Raw genomic sequence first — 21,881 nt, forward strand, 5'->3', positions numbered from 1 at the left:
TGAACGCGGCACAAAGCTCTCAGGCAGGATTGCCAGGGGGTTGTCCTGTGGGATGGAAAGGACACCGTTATGACTGATGCATTTATTTGCGATTATGTCCGCACGCCAATCGGCCGCTACGCCGGGGCGTTGAAAGACGTTCGCCCCGACGACCTTGCAGCATACCCGCTTCGCGCGCTTGTTGATCGCAACCGCGCAATCGATTGGGAAGCCGTCGGCGACTGCTATTTCGGTTGTGCGAACCAGGCGGGCGAGGACAACAGAAACGTCGCTCGCATGGCGCTGCTTCTGGCTGGCCTGCCGAGCACCATGCCTGGATCGACAATCAACAGACTTTGCGGCTCGGGCCTGGACGCGGTCGGCACTGCCGCACGTGCAATTCGCGCTGGCGATGCGACGATTATGGTGGCCGGCGGCGTCGAGAGCATGACGCGCGCTCCATTCGTGATGGGCAAGGCAACCGAGGCGTTTTCGCGACAGGTCGAAGTCGAGGACACGACCATCGGTTGGCGCTTCGTAAATCCAGAAATGAAGGCGCGGTACGGTGTCGATACGATGCCCGAAACGGCCGAAAACGTTGCCGAAACCTACAACATCAGTCGCGACGACCAGGACCGCTTCGCCCTGAGGTCTCAGGAAAGGGCAGCGCTGGCTCAGGCGAATGGCTTTTTCGCAGGTGAAATAGTTCCCGTCACCGTCAAAGGAAAGAAGACCGAGATTGTCGTTTCGGTCGATGAGCATCCGCGTCCCGATACAACACTTGAGGGACTCGCGAAACTTAAGACCCCTTTCCGGCCGACCGGTGGAAGCGTCACCGCGGGCAATTCTTCGGGCGTCAATGACGGTGCGGCGGCTCTTATTCTCGCATCCGAGCAAGCGGCAGTGAAATACGGCCTGACCCCACGGGCTCGCGTCGTGGCCATGGCCACTGCAGGTGTGGCTCCACGGCTGATGGGGATCGGACCCTTGCCTGCCACGAAGAAACTACTGGCAAGTCAAAACCTCAGCATCTCATCGATCGACGTGATCGAACTCAACGAGGCGTTTGCGTCGCAGAGCCTTGCGGTCATAAGGGGCCTCGGCCTTGCCGATGACGCGTCATACGTCAATCCCCACGGGGGCGCGATAGCCCTTGGCCATCCACTCGGCATGTCCGGCGCTCGCCTGGCGGGAACTGCGGTGCGGGCGCTGGAAAAAATCGGCGGCAAGCGCGCCATTGCAACCATGTGCATCGGTGTCGGCCAGGGCATCGCCCTTCTGCTTGAGCGTGTGTGAAATGCCTGGGTCCATGTCGAACCCGCGCGCCATTCTGTCGTCCTACCGGGTGGGCGGCGTAGAAGTTGTGGTTGTAGACAACCCGCCGCGCAATGTCCTTAGCCGGGAGCTCCGGATCGCTCTGTTGGAGCAATTGCAGAAATCGTCAAACGCGCCCAACGTCGAGGCAATTGCCATCCTCGGTGCAAATGGTCACTTCCTGACGGAGGATCCTCTCGGAGCTTTAGACACTTGTCCGGACGTGCCTACGATTGCCGATCTGTCTGATGCGATCGAGGCGTCGGCGAAGCCGGTGATCGCCGCCATAACCGGCCCGGCGGAGGACGGTGGTCTTTCTATTGCATTGGCTTGTGACTGGCGGATCGCTACGGCGAGCGCGTCCGCCGGCTTTCCACGAACGATGCTTGGCCTTGTTCCTGAAGGCGGCGCCACCCAGCGCCTGCCACGCATTGTCGGTGCCCGTCATGCCCTAAGAATGACCGCAACCATGAACGTCAAAGCGCCGGAGGGCGCGGCCTTCGCGCTCTTTGACGAGGTCGTCGATGGGGATGCCACTGCTCATCTCGCACAAGAAGCGAAAAAATGGTCCAAGCGTCGCAGCAGTGACCGAACTGCGCCGGTCGACGACGAGACGGCGATCGACAAGGAAGCGACGTCCGCACTGAGGCGAGGGAAAGGCAGCCAGTCGGTCAAGGAGACCGTCGAGCTCATCCGGCTTGCCGCGACAACTCCTTGGATCGAAGGAATTAAGAAAGAGCGAGAAGCTTGCGACCGAGCCCAGGCTTCGAGCGAGGCCAGAGCCTTGCAGCATCTGGCCTGGGCGGAAACGCAATCGGACATCGTGCCGGGTGCAGCCAGAGCGTCAGTTCACCCGATCGAGCGGGCCACCGTGATCGGAGCCGGCACCATGGGGTCGGGCATAGCAGTCACTCTGGCAAGTGCGGGCATCGTCGTCGATCTTCTCGAACAAAACGCCGAAGCAGCGCTTGCGGGTGGCCAGCGGGTTCGCGACCTCTTCCAGGCGCAGGTCAAGGCTGGCCGTCTAACCGAAGACGATGCCAAGGAGCGCCAGCAGCAAGTGAGCGCGACTGATAATTGGGATGTCGTTGTGAAAGCGGACCTCGTGATCGAGGCCGCCTTTGAGGATATGGACGTCAAGAAGCCGATCTTCACCAAGCTGGATCGACTTGCAAAACCCGGCGCCGTGCTCGCGACCAATACGTCTTATCTTGATGTCGATGCGATTGCCGACATCACTGATCGGCCGGCCGACGTCCTTGGGCTTCACTTCTTCTCCCCAGCGCACATCATGCGGTTGCTTGAGGTCGTGCAGGCGAGCCGGACCTCAGCTGACGTCGTGGCGACCGGAATGGCACTCGGGCGCAGGATCGGAAAGCTACCGATCGTTGCGGGTGTTTGTGACGGCTTCATTGGCAACCGCATTTTTGCGGTCTACCGCCGGCATGCTGAATATCTTCTGGAGGACGGCGCCTCGGCTCGCCAGATCGATGAGGCGCTGCAGGCCTATGGTTTTGCCATGGGGCCGTTCGCTGTTTCCGACATGTCGGGTCTCGACATCGCATGGGCGATGCGCAAGCGCAGGGCCGCGACCCGCGATCCCCTCGAGCGTTATGTTGCGATCCCCGACCGACTATGCGAGGCCGGCCGGCTCGGACGGAAGGCGGGGAAGGGCTGGTATGACTACCTCGATGGCAGGGCCGTGGCCTCCGCGGAAGTGGAAGAGATCATTGCCAACGAACGTCGTCGCCAGGCAAGGGAGCCCCAGGCATTTACGGCCGAACAGATCCAGCGCCGGATATTGGCTGTCATGGTCAATGAAGGCGCGCGTGTTCTCGAGGAAGGCATAAGCCTCAGACCCTCCGACATCGATCTCGTTTTCGTCAACGGCTACGGCTTTCCGCGATTGAGAGGCGGCCCATTGTTCGCGGCTGACCAACAGGGCTTGGCCGAGACACTCGCAGACGTCGAAGAGGCTGCTCGGGTCGGCGGAGCCGGGTCCGAGCCCTCTGCACTTCTCGTTGAGCTTGCACGCGATGGCCGAACTTTCACCGAATGGCAAAGAGACCACCGGGAGACAGCCGACCGCGGCGCGAGCTGACGACGTACTCAGAATACATATCAACCGACCGTTTGGAGGAGAACACTAATGTCGGCTGCAACTCAAGACATCAGAAAAGCACATGGCCAGAGCGAGACCGAGCCGGTCTCGCCCATGGCGAAACGCGCGGCATTCAGCAGTGCACTCGGCTCGGCCCTGGAGTGGCTCGATTTCACGGCGTATGGCGCAATATCGGCGACAGTCCTGCCTTCGCTGTTCTTTCCCACCATGGATCCGAAGAGTGCGCTTCTGGCTTCCTTCGCGACGTTCGGGGTGGGCTTCGTTGCCCGCCCGGCCGGTGGCATCATCATGGGGATCCTCGGTGATAGAATAGGGCGCAAGAACATCCTGCTCTTCACCTTTATTCTCATGGGAATAGCATCATTCCTCATCGGCCTTATGCCTACCTATGCCAGCATCGGCATCTGGGCGCCGATCCTGATCGTCGTGCTCCGTTTCGTGCAGGGGTTTGCGCTCGGAGGCGAGTCGACGGGCGCTCAGCTCTTTACAATGGAACATGCTCCTTCCACCCGCCGCGGGCTGTTCGGTGCTTTCACAAACATGGCAGCTCCCGCCAGCCAAGTACTCGCCAACGGTCTTCTATTTGCTATCTCAGTGATGATGACCAGCGAGCAATTCTTGAATTATGGATGGAGGATTCCGTTCCTGCTCAGTGTTCTGCTGGTGGTGCTCGGCGTTTATATCCGCTTCAAAGTCGAGGAGACCCCGGCGTTTCAGAATCTGGTGAAACGTCAGGACGCGGCTGAGGAAAAACATGCAGCTCCCCCGCGCAAGCAATCTGTTTTCCGCACCCATCCCGGCACGATCATTCGCCTGCTGTTGTTCTGGTCTGCACCTGCATCGTGCTATTATATCGTCACCGTCTTTTCCATCAGCTATCTCACGAAAACCGTTGGAATTGCCAACCAGACCGCATTCATGTGCCTTATGGCTGCAAATGCCGTTGCCATTGTGACCACCTGCATTGGCGGCGCCGCGAGTGACAAATTCGGTCGCAAACCGCCGCTCATTGTCACCACGCTGCTTATGTTTGTCATTGCAGCGCTTTACTTTCCGATGATGAATACCGCGAACACCTTCGTCATCTTCCTGGCAATGGCTGCTTTCGCAGGCTGCATCCAGGCGCAAAGCGGCATTCTGCCGTCCTTCTTTGCGGAGCATTTTCCGACCTCGGTCCGCTATGCAGGATCCGCGCTTGCTTACACAGGTGCGAACCTTCTGTTTGCCGGCCCAACACCCTTCGTGGCTGCATGGCTTATGCAGTCCTTTGGCGGCCAAGTTTGGATTATCACTGCCATGTGCCTGACCGTCCTGACAATTTCACTCATCGCCCTGTTGATGAGCCCGGAAACCCGCCACGTGGATATTGAGAAATAAGGCATCTATCAGGAAATGCGCCGATGAATAGAGGAAGTTTCGGCGCATTTTCCCTGTCTCACTGACGACCTCGGCGAAGCTCCGAAGCGGCGTTGCGTATGAACCGCCGACTGGCATATCAAAGGAAAACCAGAATGTCCGAGAGTTCCCAAACCGACGAAGTCTACAAGGCAGTCAGGCGCCAGGAAGTGTGTTCCATGGCTGCAGTCCGCCGGATTGCAGCCATGCTGGACTTGGATCCGGATAGCTTCAAGGAGGGTGAAAACTTGCCGCGCGGGTGGCAGTTCTTTCTCTTGGCCGGCGACACACGCCGTTCTGAGATACGCGAAGATGGCTTTCCCGGCCTTGGTGTTCCGCTTCCCGATCTGGGATTGCCTCGACTGCTTCTGGGTGGCCGGACAGTTTCATTTTCCACGGATATCCGGATTGGCGACCCGTTGCGAAGAGAAAGCCGTATACAGGCGATCTCGCACAAACAGGGTCAGAGCGGTCCGATGGCGATCGTCTCGGTTGCGCATGACCTCTATCAGGTCAATGCTTCTCATCCATCTTTGAGCGAAACGCAGACCTATATCTTGCTGAGCGCTCAGCCGGGATCCTCAAAAATATCTGACGCGCCGGCCGCATCGATCACCCCCGGCAAGCAGATCACGCCGGACGACGTTTTGCTGTTTCAATATTCCGCACTTGGATTCAACTCCCATAAGATTCACATCGACCGGCAACACGCTCGTGACGTCGAAGGGTTTCCTGACCTGGTGGTCAATGGTGGCCTTTCGACACTGTTGCTGACGGAGTATTTCCGGGCGCAGCATTCCGAAATCCTGTCAACGCTTAAGGCCAAACATCTCCTACCCCTGTTTTGCGGGCGTCCCATCTCCATGACAATCGAAAGCATCGGCCAATCCTGGATCTTGCGTGCTTACAATGACACAGGGGCGCTCGCGGTCGAAATACTGGTGAATGCCTGAAACAAAGAGGCGATCGTATCGGCGGCCAAGGGGCGATCTAACTTGACTTGGCAACGAGCGTGTGAAAACCACCATCCTTGTTGGAAATCGGCGTTCGTCACGAGTGGAAAAAGGCATGACCGTCAAAGCCGCATCACGCAAGAAAATCCCAGACACCCCGCCTGAAGACGACGAAAGCAAGCAACCCCTCTACTCGGCTCCTGCCTTGGAGAAAGGGCTGGATATCCTTGAACTTCTGTCCAAGGAAGAAAATGGCCTATCGCGAAAGGATATCGCCGACAGGCTCGGTCGCTCAGTCGGTGAGATTTTCCGAATGATCGAGTGCCTCGCACGCCGCTCCTATCTGGTTCAAACAGACGAATCTTTCTTGCTCGGCATGAAATTATTCGAGCTTTCTCACAGTTTTCCGCCCGTGAGCCGGCTGATCTCCGAAGCGCTCCCACGCATGAAGACCCTGTCGACCACCATCGACCAGTCCTGTCACCTTACAGTGCTGAGCGGCAATCATCAGCTCGTCGTTGCGCAGGTTGATGCGCCTGAAGGTGTGGGGTTCAACGTCAAGGTGGGCGCAAAGCTTGATATCCTGAAATCGGCCTCCGGAAGAGTTCTCCTTGCATTCCAAGGGTCGCGGGCACTCAGCGAGATCCTTTCACTGATTGACCCTACGATGAAACAGGCGGAGCAACAGGCCTTCATCAAGCTCCTTCAAAAGGTGCAAAAGCAGGGTTTTGCCTTTATGAAGAGCAATCAGTTCGCCGGAGTGCAGGCGATTTGCTTTCCGATCCTGGATCTTCGCGGACATCCGATCGCTGCTCTGACAGTCCCATATGTCGCGCGGCTCGATGATCAAACTCGCCCACCGACAGACGTCGCGCAAGCCGCACTTGCCGCCGTTGCGGCCGAACTCACGGGCGTCTTGGGCGGCAAGGTGTCCCCTGTGTCCCCACCCGCAGGACAAAACCGGTTATCGGGAAAACGGCCCCGTCAAAGCAAAAGCAAGGTTACATAGAGTATCCAACCAGTTGGGGCGATCTCCAGACTATGGCATCTGCCGAGAGCCCGAACGAAGTGGCGAGGAGGCATGGAGAGCCGTGCGGCTCGTGACCACCTCAATGTCACGCGCGACCAACGGATGGGCCGGAGGGCAATCCGAAACTCGCAACCGCGAAATCGATAAAACTGCGCAGTTTTGGGGTCAGACGGCGGGTCGGCGCGTAGAGTATATGTAAAGGCCGGCTCGGCACCTTGTAGCCAGGAAGCAGCTCGATAAGTCTGCCATCGCGAAGAGAATCCTCCACGAGCTCGAGCGGCTGTAACATCACACCCAGGCCCTCAAGGGCAGCGCAAAGCAGCGGCTCGCCGTGGTCGACCATGAGCCTGCTTGTCACCGGAATCACTTCGCGCCCATTAGGACCATCGAAGCTCCAATGGGTCCTCAATTCCGTGTGCGCAAATCCGAGACATTCATGGTTGGTCAGATCTTGGGGGGTCGCTACCGCAGCGCTCTGTGCCAGGTAGGCCGGCGAAGCGCACACGACCAAGCGATAGGGGGACAGCTGTCGTCCGATCAGACCACTGTCTGACAATTCTCCGACCCGGAACACCGCGTCGTATCCTTCTTCGATAAGATCCACCGCGCGATTGGCCAGGGTGAGTTCGACCGAGACCTTGGGATACATCTTCATGTATTCAGGCAATCGGGGCGAAAGGGTTCGCATGCCGAAGCTGACAGGGGCATTGATTCTAAGGCGTCCGCCTGGAACAGCACGGGTTTCGGCGGCCATGCCTTCGGCTGTCTCGACCTCCGACAGAATGATCTTCGCCCTTTCGTAGAAGATGCGACCGAAGTCCGTCAGGCTCTGCCGGCGGGTGGAGCGCTGGAGAAGCTGAACGCCGAGATGCTGTTCGAGTTTCTGGACATGTTTTCCGACGAGCTGAGACGACATCTTCATGGTCTCGCCCGCAGCGCTGAACGAGCCGCTTTCGACCGCTTTGACGAAGACCTCGATGCCCGTGAGACGATCCATTTGAAACACTCCGTTTCAGGTAAAGCGACATTCTAGCGATTTATCCCGATTCATTTCAACGCCATTATCCCTGCACCCACAACAGAGGACGAGACAATGAGAGTTGCGATTATCGGAACCGGAAACATGGGCTCGGGATTCGCTCGAGCGTTCGCGTCGAAGGGCGTGGACCTTGTCATCGGCCATCGCGACCTGGCCAAGGCCGCAGCACTGGCTGCCGAAATCGGCCCTGATGTCGAAGGCGGCGGGATTGCCGCTGCCGTGAAGCTCGCCGATATCATTTTGCTCGCCCTGCCATACCAGGCAGTGGCGCCGGTTCTTGGTGAAGCGGGAGATTTAGGCGGGAAAATTCTGGTCGATATCAGCAACCCGATCACCGCCGACTACAAGGAGCTTCTGCTTGGTCATACGACTTCGGCCGCGGAAGAAATCCAGAAAGGGGCTGCCGGCGCGCGCGTGGTGAAGGCATTCAACACGATCTTCGCCGGCCTGATCTCGCCCGACGCCCACGCTGGAAAGACCTTGCAGACCTTCGTTGCGGGCGACGATGCCGATGCGACTGCGAAGGTGCGCGCATTGGCGGAAAAACTGTCATTTGAAGCCGTCGATGCCGGCCCACTGAGCAACAGTCGCTTTCTGGAGCCAATCGGCGAGATGAACATTCATTTCGGCTTCTTCCTGGGTATGGGACCGACAGTGTCGCCCGCCTGGGTTCGCGTTTGACGAGAGGCCGATCAAAGGAGACCGGAATATGAACACTTTTATACTTGGGGCCGCGTGCGCAGTCCTGATGACGTCACTTGCCGGCAATGCGCTTGGCGCACCTGCGATCGAGGCTCTGGGCCGCGACTTCACATTTCCTAACCAGATTGACGGCGTGCCGGGCAAGCTGTCCGATTTCAAGGGTTTGCAGATCAACTCATTCACGACAAACGATGGGGTGAAGCTCTCCTATTGGGAAGCGGGCGAAGGCGAGCCACTCATCTTTATTCCTGGCTGGGGAGCCAACGGCGCCGAATACGTCAACGTCATGTCCTTGCTGAGCAAGAAGTATCGCGTTCTGGTGCTGGATCCGCGCAATCAGGGTCTATCCGACAAAGTCGACTACGGGACACGCATCGCGCGGTACGGGATGGACCTGAAAGAATTCGTCGATCATCTCGGCCTGAAGAAGGCGGATTTCTGCGGCTGGTCGATGGGAGCGACAGTCATATGGAGCTACGTCGATCTATTCGGCACGGATTCCATTCGCAAGGCAATCTTTATCGACGAGCCGATTTCGATCTACACGCATGCGGATTGGACAGAAGAAGAGCGACTGAATGCCGGTGGCATGACAACGTCGCCGGAGCGGATGATCGCCGCTTTCGCTGGCGCCCCAACCAACCAGCAAGTCGTAGACATGAACGTCGTGCACCGCGCGATGGAGAACAGCTCTCCTTATTACCAGAACTCTGAAGCGTTTGCTCACGAGTTCATCAAGAACGACCCGAAATACGCGGGGCTCGTTCTCTTTGACCACACAACCAACGACTGGCGCGATGTCGTCAGCCATAAGATCAATGTGCCGACAGCCATCTTCACTGGCGAAAACAGCAATAATCTACAGAGCCAGCGCTGGATGCAGACGCAGATCAAGGGGTCGGAACTCTTCGTCTATTCCGCCAAGGATCAGGGCGACCATTTCCTTGCGTTCAAAAACCCCGTGAAGTTTACGAACGACCTCACGTCGTTCCTCGAACGCTAAGCCCGCTATACAACGCAAAGGTGGGGTCCGGATATTTTTCCGGACCACCATTATTGCGGCAGACCGACCGCCAAGGTTCAAAGGAGACACTATATGCCTGTCGTACGCGTGAGCTGGTTCAGCGGCAAGGACACGAAAGCCAAAGCTGCAGTGGCAGCCGAGATCACCGAAAGCATCGTCAGAAACACTGGCACCGATGCCAGCTACATCTACGTCCTGTTTGAAGACATTGAGCCTTCCGATTGGGCTGGCGGCGGCAAGCTCTTCGGCGAAGCAGCCGAGAAGTCATAGCCGACCATAATGCGGAGACAGCGTCATTCGGAATGTGCTTCAGGCGCATGTGACGCAGACTAGATGCCCAGGACGCGAGTGGCGTCGGCTCCTTTCAACGCCTTCCACATCAAGCGGAGGCAAAACTTGCAATCGCAGTATCCAGACCCGGAGGAATAGATGGATTTGATGCGGACAATTCCTTTTGCCGTCAGCATGCTTTTTGCGGCGGAAGGCCATTCGGCCGGCGGCTCGGCCGATGCGTCGCCCAACGACTTCCGTCTGTCGGGCGTCTCGCTCGAACTCGGCACCTACAAGGGCGAACCTGCTTTCAAGATGACAATGCCTTCCGAGGCGATACAGGACCCCCAGAAAGAACAGCTCTCCGATCGAAATTTCATGGCGTGGTTGCCGCTGGAATTTGGTGACGGGGTCGTGGAAGTCGACGTGGCGAGCGAGCTGGTTACCGGTGCTCCGGCCTACGCCAGGGGCTTCATTGGTCTGACCTTCCGCATCGACAAACAGGGACGGTTCGAGAGCATCTACCTGCGGCCCACAAATAGTGTCGCCGACGATCAGGTCCGTCGCAATCACAGCGTTCAATATGTTGCCTATCCCGACTACAGATTCGACAGGCTCAGACGCGAGTCTCCTGAGAAATACGAAAGCTACGCAAAATTGGACCTGGGACGCTGGATCCACATGAAGATCGTCGTGTCCGGCCAAAAGGCGGTGCTTTATCTCGATGGCAATACTGAACCCGCTCTCATCGTGAACGATCTCAAATTTGGGACTGACCAACATGGAGGTGTGGGTGTCTGGTTGGAATCTGGGACTGTTGCATATTTTCGGAATCTGACGGTGAGACCCGCCCGATAGATGGGTTTCCGATACAATGCGAACGAGCCTGTTAGAGAGTGCGATGGCCAGAGTCTGGAGGCTTCTTTGATCGCAGACGTAGCATAGGCGTCGCGAACTGCCTTAACTCGCCGCCTTGTCTGCGACAATCATGTTGCAGATGAGACAGTAGACGATCGCCATCTCACAGGGCAACAAATGAGGCTGCGGGTTCGTTTGGTTGCGGGGTTGTGACGCTCGATGATACACGCACAGGTATATATTTTGACAGAAGTATCGCATTAGGTGAGGAGAGTTATGAACTATCGCCATCACTCTGCCACGACCATGCGCCGAACGCGCGCGCATGGTCGCCCACTGTGGAACGCCACTGGCAAAGTCGCGCCGTCACATCGCAATTCCTGAGACACTTCCATCGACATTGTCTCGCGCCAACCGCTCCCCAGACGGGAGCGTTTGAACATCAAATACGTCATTGAGGGCAGGAACCTTCTCTCGACATAAATCTGAGAATCTGGAGATTTGAAATGAGCAACTACGACATCGTGGTGGTCGGAGCAGGCGCTGCGGGCGCGGCGCTTGCGGCGGGGCTGAGTGAGGACCCGACTATCAACGTGGCTCTGATCGAGGCCGGGCAAGAGAACCCCTACGATATCGGCCGCAGCCAGGGAGCGTTCTTCCTGACTTGGGGTACTGACAAGAACTGGTCGTATGAAACCACGTCGCAGTCCTTCCTCGGCGGTAGAGTAATCCAGCATCCGCGCGGACGCGCCATTGGCGGCTCGACCACACTGAACGTCTGTGCGTGGTTGCGGGGGCGGCCGGAGGACTATGATGCATGGGAGGCGGCAGGCGCTGCGGGCTGGAACGGCAAGGCTGCCATTGATGCGTTCCTGCGGATCGAAGCTTCGGATCGTGGCCCATCCGAAACGCGCGGCCATGACGGCATCGTCGTGATGAACGACATATCCACGCCGACCGATCTATCTGAAAAGCTTTTGGACGCGTATGTCGAAGCCGGATTTGGGAAGCGCGGCGACTCGAACGGATCTGACCCATTCGTCGCAGAGCGATATCAAACGCTCTTCGTCGACGGGGTTCGACGCACTATCGCGGATGACTTCCTCAATGACGAAGTGCGGGCGCGGGCAAACCTCACGATCCTGACAGGCGCGCATGTCACCCGCGTCCTCTTTGATGGAAAGAAAGCGACCGGGGTGGAAGTCAGCGACAGCGGCGGTGTGCGTACTATCGGCGCCCGCCGGGAGGTCGTACTCTCGGCCGGGGCCTTCAATACCCCCCAAATCCTATTGCTCTCGGGTGTCGGACCACGCGAGCATATCGAAGCACTTGGCTTGGATGTCGTCGTTGACCTCCCGGGTGTCGGTCAGAACCTTCAAGATCATATCTACGCCCACCTCTATACGATGGGAACCACCGACGCCAAAGGATCCGTTGGTCCAGACCTCGGCGACACGGCGATCCATCAATGGCTCGAGACCCATGACGGCCCGGCCAGCTATTTTTCCGAGAACGGCGTGGCTTGGGCCTCTCTTGACGGCCACACAGTGCCAGACCTCGAACTGCTTCTCTCCTACAATACCGCCCCATCCAGTTTCCCGCAGATCGCCGACGCCGACAAGCGCTCGGGCGTGACGATCGGCGTGGTTCTACTGCAGCCGCAAAGCCGGGGCAGCGTTCGGTTGGCGTCGGCAGACCCTTTCGCAAAGCCCATGATTGATCCTTGCTACTTGAGCGTTGAGGCGGACGTGCAGACGCTCGTCTCGGGACTGCGGCTTGCCCATCAGATGGTCGCTACCTCAGCTCTCGAACCCTGGGCGGAGGCTGTGTATCCGTCGCCGGATGCGTCCGACAAGGAACTGGCAGCGCATGTCAGGGCAGACGTTGGTACCGTCTTCCACCCGGTGGGCACCGCACGTATGGGCTCTGCCGATGATCCAACCGCAGTCGTCAATTCCGAGTTGCGCGTGAGAGGTTTGGAGGGGCTGCGTGTCGCCGATGCTTCGGTTATGCCGTCACTTATCCGCGGACACACCATGGCTCCGTCCGTCTTAATCGGCTATCGGGCGGCCGAACTTATCCGGCGCGGCAGATGAGGTCTCTGAGATCTTCTGTCCGCCCGGCTCTATTTGGCAGCGTTACGGGGTGATCGGAAATTGCGGTGCCCGACGTCGATCATATAAAACTGTCGCGCACCTCACCACTGCTAACGTGCCATTGGGCCTCACTTGAGGAGTGACGCAATTTCCCAGCGTCACTCCTTGCAACAGCTCTCACGAACCAGCTTCCCTCTAAGTCAGAAGCAAAGAGAAACACATGACCGATACCTTGATCTCCCGCCCGGCAGACATTATCACCCCGACTGCCTATACTAGCCTTCCTAACAGGTTCACGGCTGAAGAGGCCCGCGCCGCCGGCCGGTTCGGACATGACAAACCAACACCGGAAAACAGCATCGTACTCCTGATCGATCATCAGATCGGCCTGATGGCGGGTGTTCGCGACTTCACCTCGCTGGCAGAGTTCAAGAGCAATGTGGTTGGCCTCGCGCGTGCTGCAAAGGCGCTCGAGATACCGGTCTTGATTACCACGTCGAATGCGCAGTGGCAGAACGGCGACACCCTGCCCGAAATCAAAGAACTCTTCCCGCAGGAGCCGATCTACCGGCGGACCGGGATCATTAATGCCTATGAGGACCCGACTTTCCGTAAGGCGTTCGAAGATCTGGTCGAGTCGACGGGCCGCCGTCACATCATTCTTGCCGGGGTGACGATCGGCACATGTTGTGTCTTCCCGACGCTCTCGCTGTTGAACGACGGCTACAAAGTTTTCCCTGTTGTCGATGCCTGCGGCGCCTGGAATCGCTACGAGGCGGAGGCCGCCATGTCGCGTATGAGCAACGCCGGCGCTGAGCTGGTGAGCACCTTTGCGCTTGCCTGCGAACTTCAGGCCGACTGGAAGCGACCCACAGCGGACGCAATGCTCGCCCCGTTCACCAATAACCTTTCCGAGTACGGTTTTGTACTCCAGAACTTCTGGAACAATGCAAACCAGCATAGCGTGCCTGATCCATTCGGCATGGTGAAGTAACCTCTGGGGCCCGTCGGCGCGATGATGCGCCGGCGGGAAGGTCGAAAGGAGCGAGAAACTCATGGAAAACGATTTGGGCCCTATGGATATCACCTCTACTCCACGTCTCACACGCCGGCAGATTCTGTCGACGACCGCGATGGCGCTTATTTTCGGCGTCGCGAGTAAGGCAAATGCCCTGGTCATTAACGACCAGCCTTCCTGGAAACCATTCGACGCCAGTCCGCCGGAGATATTGCCCGTCGGGCAATGGTACTTTTTCACCGAACAGGAAGCCACGACCGTCGGGGCTATCGCCGAGCGGCTGATCCCCGCCGATGATTTGAGCGTCAGCGGCAAGGACGCCGGTTGCGTGGAATTCATCGATCGGCAACTCGCCGGCTTCTTCGGGAATTTCGATCGTCTCTATATGGCCGGCCCCTTCGTAGACGGGACCCCCGAACAGGGCGACCAATCGCCGCTTGTTCCCCGGCAGCGATACCGCATCGGCCTGGCCGCGCTCGACGCACACTGTCGAAGCGCCTTCAACTCCTCCTTCGCGAAGCTGAAAGGCGAGCAAAGAGACGAAGTTCTGAAGGCTCTGGAAAGCGGCAGCATCACCCTCGACGGGATCGATGCGAAGCTGTTCTTTTCGACCGTCCACGTCAACACCATGGAAGGCTTTTTTGCCGATCCGATCTACGGCGGCAACAAGGACATGGTCTCCTGGAAGATGCTCGGCTTTCCCGGCGCGCGGTATGACTATCGCAACTATGTCGACCGTCACGACGAAAAGCTCGACCTGCCACCGCTGAGTATCGCCGGCAGACCCGAGTGGAAGGTGAAAGGATAATCCCATGGCCACCAAGCTTCCCCATACCGATGTCGTGGTGATCGGCCTTGGCTGGACCGGTGCGATCGTCGCAAGCGAATTGACGGCTGCCGGCCTCGATGTGGTCGCGATCGAACGCGGTCCCTGGCGTGACACCGCGCGCGATTTCAACATCGCCTCGGCCCCCGACGAATTGCGCTATGTGCAGCGGCAGGAGCTGATGCTCAGGACGGCACAGAATACGGTGACCGTGCGCAACAACCCATCACAGAATGCGCTTCCGATGCGCAATTGGGGCTCGTTCCATCCGGGCAACGGCACCGGCGGCGCCGGCAATCACTGGGCGGGCATCTCCTTCCGCTTCCAGCCCGAGGAATTCCGTCTCCATAGCCACCTGCAGGAAAAATACGGCGCCAATGCCATTCCCGACGAGTTGACGCTCCAGGACTGGGGAACCGACTGGTCGGAAATGGAGCCGCACTATACTGCCTTCGACAAGGTGGCGGGCACATCGGGGAAAGCTGGCAACCTTCGCGGTGCGACGCAAGATGGCGGCAACCCCTTCGAAGGGCCGCGATCGGAGGAATATCCGACCAAGCCCTTGCGCCAGCCGCTCGGCCCGACTCTGTTTGCGGATGCCGCCCGCAATATGGGATACAAGCCCTTTCCGGTACCATCAGCGCTGATTTCCGAGCCCTATACGAATTCGCTCGGAATCACGATGGGGCCGTGCACCTTTTGCGGCTTCTGCACCAATTACGGCTGCGCCAACTATGCCAAGGCGAGCGCCATCACCACTATTCTGCCGGCCCTCATACGCCGACCGAATTTTACGGCGCGAACCAATTCGGAAGTGCTGAAGGTGCTGACGGATTCAACCGGCAAGAAAGCAACCGGCGTCCTGTTCGTCGACACCGCCGGACAGGAATGGGAACAGCCCGCCGATATCGTCATCGTCGCGGCCTTCACCTTTGAAAACGTCCGCCTGATGCTCCTGTCGGGGATCGGCAAGCCTTACGATCCGGCGACGGGCGAAGGCACGACCGGCCGCAACTATTGCTACCAGACGGCAAATGGCGTCCAGCTTTTCTTCGACAACAAGAATTTCAATCCGTTCATCGGCGGCGGCGCCATCGGAATGGGCATCGACGACTTCAACAACGACAATTTCGACCATAGCGGCCTCGGCTTCCTCGGCGGCGGCAGCATTCGCGTCACGCCGATCGGGGCCGCCCCGATCAACTATCGGCCGACACCACCGGGGACGCCGCGCTGGGGTTCCGAGTGGAAGCGCGCCACCGCGCAGAACTATCTGTCATCGATGAGCATCGGCTGCGAGGCATCGAGCTACGCCACGCGCACGAACTATCTTTCCCTGGATCCGACCTATACGGACCGTCTGGGACGGCCACTGTTGCGCATCACCTTCGACTTTCCCGACAACGACCAGAAAATGGCGCAATATTGCACCTCGAAGGTCGGCGAGATCGCCCGCTCCATGGGACCTCGCCAGGTGGTTGAGAGCCCGACGAAGGGGCATTGGAACACCGTTCCCTACCAGTCCTCGCACGTCGTCGGTGGATTTGCCATGGGCGCCAATCCCAGCAACAGCTCGGTGAACAAATATCTGCAGAGCTGGGACGTTCCCAACCTCTTCACCGTCGGTGCCTCAGCCTTCCCGCAAAATCCCGGCTATAACCCCACCGCAACCGCTGCGGCGCTCGCCTTCAAGGCGGCGGACGCGATCAAGAACATCTACCTCAAATCTCCCGGTCCAATGGTGCAGGCATGAGTACGAAGATGTCTAGATTGGAGATCGCCCTTGTTGCGCTGACGGCAATGTGCGCCGCGCCCGCTGCCTTCGCGCAATCGAGCGGCGACGCGATGTTCGATGTGGTCGAGCGTGGCCGCTATCTGGCAACACTCGGCGATTGCGCGGCCTGTCATACCGCGCCCGGCGGCAAGCCCTATGCCGGCGGCCTGACGATCGAAACGCCGTTCGGCAATCTCGTCACCCCAAACATCACACCCGATGCCGACACCGGCATCGGCAAATACACGGTGCAGGATTTCCAGCGCGTCATGTCCGAGGGGATCAATAAAGGTGGCTATCATCTCTATGGCGCCATGCCGTTTACCGCCTATACCAAGGTGACCGCTGAGGATAACGCGGCCATCTTCGCCTATCTGCAAACCCTGCAGCCGTTTTCCAACAGTGTCGAAGCCAACCAGCTCCCCTTTCCGTTCAACCAGCGTTGGACGCTTGGCGGGTGGAACATGATCAATTTCACGCAAGGCGCCTACAAGCCCGATCCGCAAAAGAGCGGGGAATGGAACAGGGGCGCCTATCTGGTCGAGGGCCTCGGGCATTGCGGCACCTGCCACACGCCCAAGAACGTGATCGGCGGCGACAAGAACAGCCAATGGCTGGAGGGATTCGTGCTCCAGAACTGGAACGCTCCCGACATCACCTCGGACCCGCACAAGGGGATTGGTAGGTGGTCGGAAGACGATATCGTCGCCTATCTGAAAACAGGCGCGAACCAGTTCGACATGGCCTCCGGGCCGATGGCCGAAGTCGTTGAGAAATCGACGCAACATTTCGAGGACGCCGATCTCAAGGCGATCGCCGTCTACCTCAAGGATAGCGGGGGCAAGACAGACACCGCCGTGCCGACGCCGATCGCGCAATCAGACCCGGCGATGAAGGCGGGCGCGGCGATCTTCTCGGATCGCTGCCAGGGCTGCCACATCACATCGGGCGCGGGGATTCCCAGGCTGTTTCCAAGGCTTGCAAATGCGCCGCTCGTCAATGCTGATGATCCGACATCGCTCATTCGCGTGGTGCTGGCCGGCAGCCGTCCCGGCGCCACCGACGCCGTCAGCACGTCGCCCGGCATGCCATCCTTCGCGTGGAACCTCTCCGACGCGGATGTCGCCAATGTCCTGACCTATGTCCGCAACAGCTGGGGGAATTCCGCGCCGGCGGTGACGCAGAACGACGTGTCGACACTTCGCAAGAATCTCGAGGAATAGGGCATCCCTGGTGGGAAAGCGGCAGGACCAAAACGAGCAGCAAGGCTTGCGCGAAAAGAACCGTAAAGAAACGTTGCAGCGTATTGCGGAAACGGGTCTGAAGCTGTTCATGGCCGATGGTTACGAGGCAACAACACTCGATGCGATCACGCAAGCGTCGGGTATCTCGCGGCGGACATTCTTTTATTACTTCAAGTCGAAAGAGGAGATCTTGCTGGCTTGGCAGAATGGGTTACCGAACGCAATTCGCACAGCGATCTTGGCGGAGCCAACGAAACTGCCCCCTTTGGACATTCTTCGCAACGCACTTCTGAAATTGCCGGCGCACTACCATTCCGAAAACACTGCCGCCATCGTTCGGATCGTGCGCTCATCTGAACAACTCCATGCGAGCAGCCTGGCCAAGTATCTGCATGTGGAAGTCGCCGCCTTCGAAGCCCTCTGTGAGCGATGGCCGCAACCCGGACGGCGAAAATCGCTGCAGATACTGGCAATCGCTTGTATCTCCGTTCTGCGCCACGCTGTCGATACCTGGGCTGATGAGGGCGGCCGAAAGCCACTGGCAACGCATCTGAAAGAGGCGTTCGAAAATCTGAAAAACGAACTGACCCAACTTGTGTAGGGTGTTCCCGGGATCCCGCGACCACCTAACCTCCCGGCCTTCAACGTCGTTTTCGCATCCGCCATGTGTCCGGCAACCGCCTGCAAACGGCGACGCCGGTCCCTGCGAGGCAAAAAAGCGGTCGAAAGACGACAGGTCTTAACCGAAGAAAGGTTCCTGTAATACTGTGGCAATCCTTCCGCTTCAGGGTCCCGCACGACTTAAGCACAACGGGACGCTCGAACCATGCTCATTGACTCACCACTCAGGCCAAGCACTGGCCGCGCGGCACTGCGGCGCGGGTTAACCTATCTCCTACTTCCGACCGCGCTCGCCATATCCGGCTGCACCTCCGTGCCGTTGAAAGAGGGTGGAACCCTGAGCTCGTATAGTCAGCTTGGTCCTTCGAAAGGCAATTTCACCAAATCGCGCACGTTCGTGGATGGGGCTGGTCTGGCTGCATCGAGGACCGTCAGTATCGTTCCGACGACCTTCGCATTTGCTGCCTCATCGCGTGTGAAGAAGGACGAAGACCGTTTCCTGGTGTCGAATGCGCTCGATCGAGCTGTTTGCGTTGCGCTTAGCGATAAATTTCAAGTCGTTCCGGCCGGACAACCGGCGGATTTGACAGTTCATGCCGTTGTCACTGACCTCGTCCCGACGAACAAAGCCATGGCGGGGGTTTCAACGGCCGTTTCGCTTGGAAGCAGCGCCGTGTTGCCCGTCGGTATTCCCCGTCTTCCAGCCGGCCTCGGAGGTCTTGCTGTCGAAGCGGAAGCGGTCGATCAAAATGGCGTTCAGCGTGCCGCGGTCGTTTGGTCCAAGGGCGCCAATTCCATCACAAACAACGCACGCGTATCCGAAGTCGGCGATGCCTACAGTCTTGCCTCCAACTTTGGAGACTATTTCTCGCGCTTGCTCATCAAGGGCAAGGAACCTCAGGGGCTGCAAATCGCATTGCCTTCCGGCCAGCGCATGAAATCGGCACTCGGCGGCAAGCCGAAATACGCGGCCTGCGAAACGTTCGGTCGGGGGCGAGGCCTTACCGGAATGGTCGCCGACAAATTCGGAGCGCCGCCGGAGTGGACCGACAAGCGCCCGAAGTCAGCCCCACAACAATGATCAACACTTTGACCTGCGGGTAAAGCCCAAGCCTGCCCGCCGGTCGACGACAATCGAAGTCCACTACGGCCCCCGCTTTGCGAAGACGCACACCACACATCTCGATGAGGCTCTCCGCATGCTTTCCCAAGGAGCTGAAGGAGGGCGAAGCAATCGGCCTGGTACCGCAATACTCGGGCTGATCGGACGGACGAGGCAGATATCTGGTACGCCCCCCCTGCCAAAGGTATCTTTTCGTTCGTCCGTAAGGTTTTTGTTGGGACAAGTATCGGGGCCCATCAGCTTGCCGTATTCGGCCGCGGCCCTGACATTGCCCACGATGTCCCCAGGCGAAGATTTTGCCCGACTTGCACGCTAGTGCATATCATAGATGCATCGTCAGCTTTGTTCCCGCCGCCTTGCTCGCAATGGCAACACGGCCACCGTGGTTCGTGACGATTTGCCGAACCAGGCTCAACCCCAGGCCGGCACCAGTGCTGCGTGGGGTGACGCGGTAGAACGGCTCGAATACCAGTTCCTGTTGATCCAAAGGTATGCCTGGCCCCTGGTCCTCGACGGCAATCTGGCCGCCTGCGGAAACCGAAACCGAAATCAAGCCCGCGTTTCCGCCGTGCTCGATTGCATTGCGAACGAGATTGTTGAGCGCCCTTTCCAAGGCCGAAAAACTGCCGCGGCGAACGAGCCGATCAACCTCGCTTTGAAACGCGATTTCATAACCCGCCGCGATCGCGATGGGGGCAAGATCCGCAACAACAGCTTTTGCAAGCTCGACGAGATCAACCATCTCATATAGGTCCGTGGTTTGATCGTTTCGCTCGAACTCGAGAAGTTGCTCCGCTGCCTGGGCCAGTCGGGCAATATCCTTTAAAAGGCGTTCGCGCTCCTCACCTTCCATCGTACCTTCGATCCGCGTCTGCATGATCGCTATCGGCGTCCTGAGTTCGTGCGCCGCATCGATCAGGAAGCGCTGCCTTTTCTGGAACTCATGCTCCAGACGCTCAAGCACGCCGTTGAAAGCGACCACCAGTGGAAGGACCTCCTTTGGAACCTTGCCCGTCGGAAGGCGCGCTCCTTGCCGGCGCGGTTCGATCTCCGTCGCTTTGCTAACGACGTCGTTCAACCCAACGAGCGCACGACGCACGATACGGGGAACGGTGAAGAAGATCGCTGGCACCGCGAGAGCTAACAGGGGGACATAGATAGGGTAGGTGCCCTTCAAAATAGCGAGGAAAGGCGAGCCCTTCTCGGAATTGCCTCCAAACAGGATCCTGATCTCGCCGACTGGGCTCGAGACATTCTCGATGGAGGCAATTTCCCTTGTATCTTTAGACCCTCGTATGTCGGCCTCGGCAAAAACATGCACGCTCCGCGCAATCCCTGCATAGGCTGCCGGTATCGTGCCATAGGAAACCAAAGAGGTATCATCGGTTGTCGCCACGGCGTACCAGAGACCCTCATTCTCCCTCTTGATGGCTATCAAGCGTGGCGTTTCGCGTATTTCGAGCCGACCTTGCCGATCGCGCGTGACGGCCTCGGCCATGACTGACTTTATCCTCTGACCCATTGCGACATTGGGCGACAGGATAAAGGCACCATAAACGCAAAGACCGATAATCACCGCAACAATCACAGTGATGAAGATAAGGCTGAGCTGCCAGCTCAGCTTCCATTTGAGCGACATGTTTCCTTCCGGCATTATTCTTCCTTCAAGAGATATCCGACGCCCCTGATATTGTGAATTGTGACGCCGGCCTGGGCATCCAGCAGACGTTTGCGCAGGCGCGAGATATGCGCGTCAAGGGCGTTCGACTGGATTTCTTCCTCGTAATTATAAACGGCCGCTTCCAGGATCGAACGGACCACCGTTTTTCCGCGCCGCTTCGCAAGGGCGACCAGCACCAGAAGCTCTCGCCTGGGCAGATCGAGCGGATTCGACGCGACGGTTACGCTCAAATGCAGCGGGTCGATCGTCATGTGACCAATCGCGATTTGCGGCTCGACCAGATTGGCCCGTCTGCGCAAGACCGCGCGCAAGCGCGCCATCAATTCGTCGATCAGAAAAGGTTTTCCCAGATAGTCATCAGCGCCGGTATCCAGTCCTTCGATGCGCTCTTTTGGATCATTGTGTGCGGTCAGGACGATGATCGGCGTATCGGCACCGGCCGCTCTCAGCTTTGGAATGAAACTCAACCCCTCTCCGTCCGGCAGGCGGCGATCGAGCAATATCGCGTCGTAGCTGTGCTGGCGCGACAACTCGAGCGCATCACCCAGGAGCATGGTGTGGTCGATGACAATGCCTTGCTTGCTCAGCGCGGTCGACAGCGCATCCGCCAGCTCCTTTTCATCCTCGATCAGCAAAATTCTCATGGTTGCCGCGTCCTTTCTTCTTTTCCTTATCGCCAGCGACCGTTGCGGCAACATTGCGGAATTCGCAGGGCAGCCCGGTAATGCTGCCGCAATGGAAGATTCGTACCAATGGCATACCCACTCGCCAAAGGTCGCGCACGACGGACCGGTTTCGGCGGGCAAGAGTTC

The 21,881-nt window shown here is 58.5% G+C and carries 19 protein-coding genes; 16 read left to right on the forward strand and 3 right to left on the reverse strand.

Annotation, left to right across the window (positions count from 1 at the left end; translation table 11 throughout):
- Positions 1-69: 69 nt before the first annotated feature.
- From pcaF to EX00_RS20310, 5 genes are all read left to right on the forward strand, one after another.
- Positions 70-1,275 carry a 3-oxoadipyl-CoA thiolase gene (pcaF, locus tag EX00_RS20290; protein ID WP_047461943.1) on the forward strand — a complete coding sequence of 402 codons (1,206 nt, stop codon included), beginning with the start codon at positions 70-72 and terminating at the stop codon, positions 1,273-1,275.
- 13 nt (positions 1,276-1,288) lie between these two features.
- On the forward strand, positions 1,289-3,394 hold the full coding sequence (locus tag EX00_RS20295) for a 3-hydroxyacyl-CoA dehydrogenase NAD-binding domain-containing protein (RefSeq protein ID WP_052210810.1): 2,106 nt from the start codon (positions 1,289-1,291) through the stop codon (positions 3,392-3,394).
- A gap of 48 nt (positions 3,395-3,442) precedes the next feature.
- A complete protein-coding gene (locus tag EX00_RS20300) occupies positions 3,443-4,792 on the forward strand; it encodes an MFS transporter (RefSeq protein WP_052210812.1) in 1,350 nt (449 codons plus the stop codon).
- 134 nt (positions 4,793-4,926) lie between these two features.
- Positions 4,927-5,763: an FAS1-like dehydratase domain-containing protein gene (locus EX00_RS20305; protein ID WP_052210813.1), complete on the forward strand. Its 837-nt coding sequence runs from the start codon at positions 4,927-4,929 to the stop codon at positions 5,761-5,763.
- 115 nt (positions 5,764-5,878) lie between these two features.
- On the forward strand, positions 5,879-6,772 hold the full coding sequence (locus EX00_RS20310) for an IclR family transcriptional regulator (RefSeq protein ID WP_052210815.1): 894 nt from the start codon (positions 5,879-5,881) through the stop codon (positions 6,770-6,772).
- A gap of 106 nt (positions 6,773-6,878) precedes the next feature.
- Here EX00_RS20310 and EX00_RS20315 read toward each other — a convergent pair whose 3' ends face one another.
- Entirely contained in the window at positions 6,879-7,790 is a 912-nt protein-coding gene (locus EX00_RS20315) for a LysR family transcriptional regulator (protein WP_047461949.1), read from the reverse strand.
- Positions 7,791-7,886: 96 nt separating this feature from the next.
- Between EX00_RS20315 and EX00_RS20320 the strand changes: the two genes are divergently transcribed.
- From EX00_RS20320 to EX00_RS20370, 11 genes are all read left to right on the forward strand, one after another.
- The gene (locus tag EX00_RS20320) at positions 7,887-8,513 is read left to right on the forward strand and encodes an NADPH-dependent F420 reductase (protein ID WP_047461952.1); all 627 of its coding nucleotides are present in this window, start codon (positions 7,887-7,889) and stop codon (positions 8,511-8,513) included.
- A gap of 28 nt (positions 8,514-8,541) precedes the next feature.
- Complete coding sequence (locus EX00_RS20325; RefSeq protein WP_047461955.1) at positions 8,542-9,537, forward strand: alpha/beta fold hydrolase; 996 nt, start codon at positions 8,542-8,544, stop codon at positions 9,535-9,537.
- Between the two features lie 93 nt (positions 9,538-9,630).
- On the forward strand, positions 9,631-9,828 hold the full coding sequence (locus tag EX00_RS20330; protein ID WP_034482535.1) for a tautomerase family protein: 198 nt from the start codon (positions 9,631-9,633) through the stop codon (positions 9,826-9,828).
- 159 nt (positions 9,829-9,987) lie between these two features.
- Positions 9,988-10,686, forward strand: a complete 699-nt coding sequence (locus tag EX00_RS20335) for a LamG domain-containing protein (RefSeq protein ID WP_202903744.1) — start codon at positions 9,988-9,990, stop codon at positions 10,684-10,686.
- A 506-nt stretch (positions 10,687-11,192) separates the two neighbouring features.
- Positions 11,193-12,782: a GMC family oxidoreductase gene (locus EX00_RS20340; protein WP_052210817.1), complete on the forward strand. Its 1,590-nt coding sequence runs from the start codon at positions 11,193-11,195 to the stop codon at positions 12,780-12,782.
- A gap of 220 nt (positions 12,783-13,002) precedes the next feature.
- Positions 13,003-13,776, forward strand: coding sequence for an isochorismatase family protein (locus EX00_RS20345; protein WP_047461959.1), 774 nt, complete (start codon positions 13,003-13,005; stop codon positions 13,774-13,776).
- A 61-nt stretch (positions 13,777-13,837) separates the two neighbouring features.
- Positions 13,838-14,608 carry a gluconate 2-dehydrogenase subunit 3 family protein gene (locus tag EX00_RS20350; RefSeq protein ID WP_234709064.1) on the forward strand — a complete coding sequence of 257 codons (771 nt, stop codon included), beginning with the start codon at positions 13,838-13,840 and terminating at the stop codon, positions 14,606-14,608.
- A gap of 4 nt (positions 14,609-14,612) precedes the next feature.
- Positions 14,613-16,379, forward strand: coding sequence for a GMC family oxidoreductase (locus tag EX00_RS20355; RefSeq protein WP_047461965.1), 1,767 nt, complete (start codon positions 14,613-14,615; stop codon positions 16,377-16,379).
- 8 nt (positions 16,380-16,387) lie between these two features.
- A complete protein-coding gene (locus EX00_RS20360) occupies positions 16,388-17,623 on the forward strand; it encodes a cytochrome c (protein ID WP_047461967.1) in 1,236 nt (411 codons plus the stop codon).
- Between the two features lie 10 nt (positions 17,624-17,633).
- Positions 17,634-18,245, forward strand: coding sequence for a TetR/AcrR family transcriptional regulator (locus tag EX00_RS20365; RefSeq protein ID WP_047461970.1), 612 nt, complete (start codon positions 17,634-17,636; stop codon positions 18,243-18,245).
- A 225-nt stretch (positions 18,246-18,470) separates the two neighbouring features.
- On the forward strand, positions 18,471-19,346 hold the full coding sequence (locus tag EX00_RS20370; RefSeq protein WP_052210819.1) for a DUF3313 domain-containing protein: 876 nt from the start codon (positions 18,471-18,473) through the stop codon (positions 19,344-19,346).
- A gap of 364 nt (positions 19,347-19,710) precedes the next feature.
- On the opposite strand, the gene EX00_RS20375 is transcribed toward EX00_RS20370, so the two are convergent.
- Both EX00_RS20375 and EX00_RS20380 read right to left on the reverse strand, forming a co-directional pair.
- Complete coding sequence (locus EX00_RS20375; RefSeq protein ID WP_047461973.1) at positions 19,711-21,042, reverse strand: sensor histidine kinase; 1,332 nt, start codon at positions 21,040-21,042, stop codon at positions 19,711-19,713.
- Positions 21,042-21,713, reverse strand: coding sequence for a response regulator transcription factor (locus EX00_RS20380; protein WP_047461976.1), 672 nt, complete (start codon positions 21,711-21,713; stop codon positions 21,042-21,044). The genes EX00_RS20375 and EX00_RS20380 overlap by 1 nt, the downstream gene beginning before the upstream one ends.
- Between the last annotated feature and the right edge of the window lie 168 nt (positions 21,714-21,881).

This window comes from Martinezella rhizogenes (genome assembly GCF_000799715.1).
Lineage (GTDB): Bacteria > Pseudomonadota > Alphaproteobacteria > Rhizobiales > Rhizobiaceae > Rhizobium > Rhizobium rhizogenes_C.

What these genes read in the sequence shown, in the direction of transcription:
- pcaF (WP_047461943.1), top strand. Translation starts at nt 70, where the DNA reads ATGACTGATGCATTTATTTGCGATTATGTCCGCACGCCAATCGGCCGC.
- EX00_RS20295 (WP_052210810.1), top strand. Translation starts at nt 1,289, where the DNA reads ATGTCGAACCCGCGCGCCATTCTGTCGTCCTACCGGGTGGGCGGCGTA.
- EX00_RS20300 (WP_052210812.1), top strand. Translation starts at nt 3,443, where the DNA reads ATGTCGGCTGCAACTCAAGACATCAGAAAAGCACATGGCCAGAGCGAG.
- EX00_RS20305 (WP_052210813.1), top strand. Translation starts at nt 4,927, where the DNA reads ATGTCCGAGAGTTCCCAAACCGACGAAGTCTACAAGGCAGTCAGGCGC.
- EX00_RS20310 (WP_052210815.1), top strand. Translation starts at nt 5,879, where the DNA reads ATGACCGTCAAAGCCGCATCACGCAAGAAAATCCCAGACACCCCGCCT.
- EX00_RS20315 (WP_047461949.1), bottom strand. Translation starts at nt 7,790, where the DNA reads ATGGATCGTCTCACGGGCATCGAGGTCTTCGTCAAAGCGGTCGAAAGC.
- EX00_RS20320 (WP_047461952.1), top strand. Translation starts at nt 7,887, where the DNA reads ATGAGAGTTGCGATTATCGGAACCGGAAACATGGGCTCGGGATTCGCT.
- EX00_RS20325 (WP_047461955.1), top strand. Translation starts at nt 8,542, where the DNA reads ATGAACACTTTTATACTTGGGGCCGCGTGCGCAGTCCTGATGACGTCA.
- EX00_RS20330 (WP_034482535.1), top strand. Translation starts at nt 9,631, where the DNA reads ATGCCTGTCGTACGCGTGAGCTGGTTCAGCGGCAAGGACACGAAAGCC.
- EX00_RS20335 (WP_202903744.1), top strand. Translation starts at nt 9,988, where the DNA reads ATGGATTTGATGCGGACAATTCCTTTTGCCGTCAGCATGCTTTTTGCG.
- EX00_RS20340 (WP_052210817.1), top strand. Translation starts at nt 11,193, where the DNA reads ATGAGCAACTACGACATCGTGGTGGTCGGAGCAGGCGCTGCGGGCGCG.
- EX00_RS20345 (WP_047461959.1), top strand. Translation starts at nt 13,003, where the DNA reads ATGACCGATACCTTGATCTCCCGCCCGGCAGACATTATCACCCCGACT.
- EX00_RS20350 (WP_234709064.1), top strand. Translation starts at nt 13,838, where the DNA reads ATGGAAAACGATTTGGGCCCTATGGATATCACCTCTACTCCACGTCTC.
- EX00_RS20355 (WP_047461965.1), top strand. Translation starts at nt 14,613, where the DNA reads ATGGCCACCAAGCTTCCCCATACCGATGTCGTGGTGATCGGCCTTGGC.
- EX00_RS20360 (WP_047461967.1), top strand. Translation starts at nt 16,388, where the DNA reads ATGTCTAGATTGGAGATCGCCCTTGTTGCGCTGACGGCAATGTGCGCC.
- EX00_RS20370 (WP_052210819.1), top strand. Translation starts at nt 18,471, where the DNA reads ATGCTCATTGACTCACCACTCAGGCCAAGCACTGGCCGCGCGGCACTG.
- EX00_RS20375 (WP_047461973.1), bottom strand. Translation starts at nt 21,042, where the DNA reads ATGCCGGAAGGAAACATGTCGCTCAAATGGAAGCTGAGCTGGCAGCTC.
- EX00_RS20380 (WP_047461976.1), bottom strand. Translation starts at nt 21,713, where the DNA reads ATGAGAATTTTGCTGATCGAGGATGAAAAGGAGCTGGCGGATGCGCTG.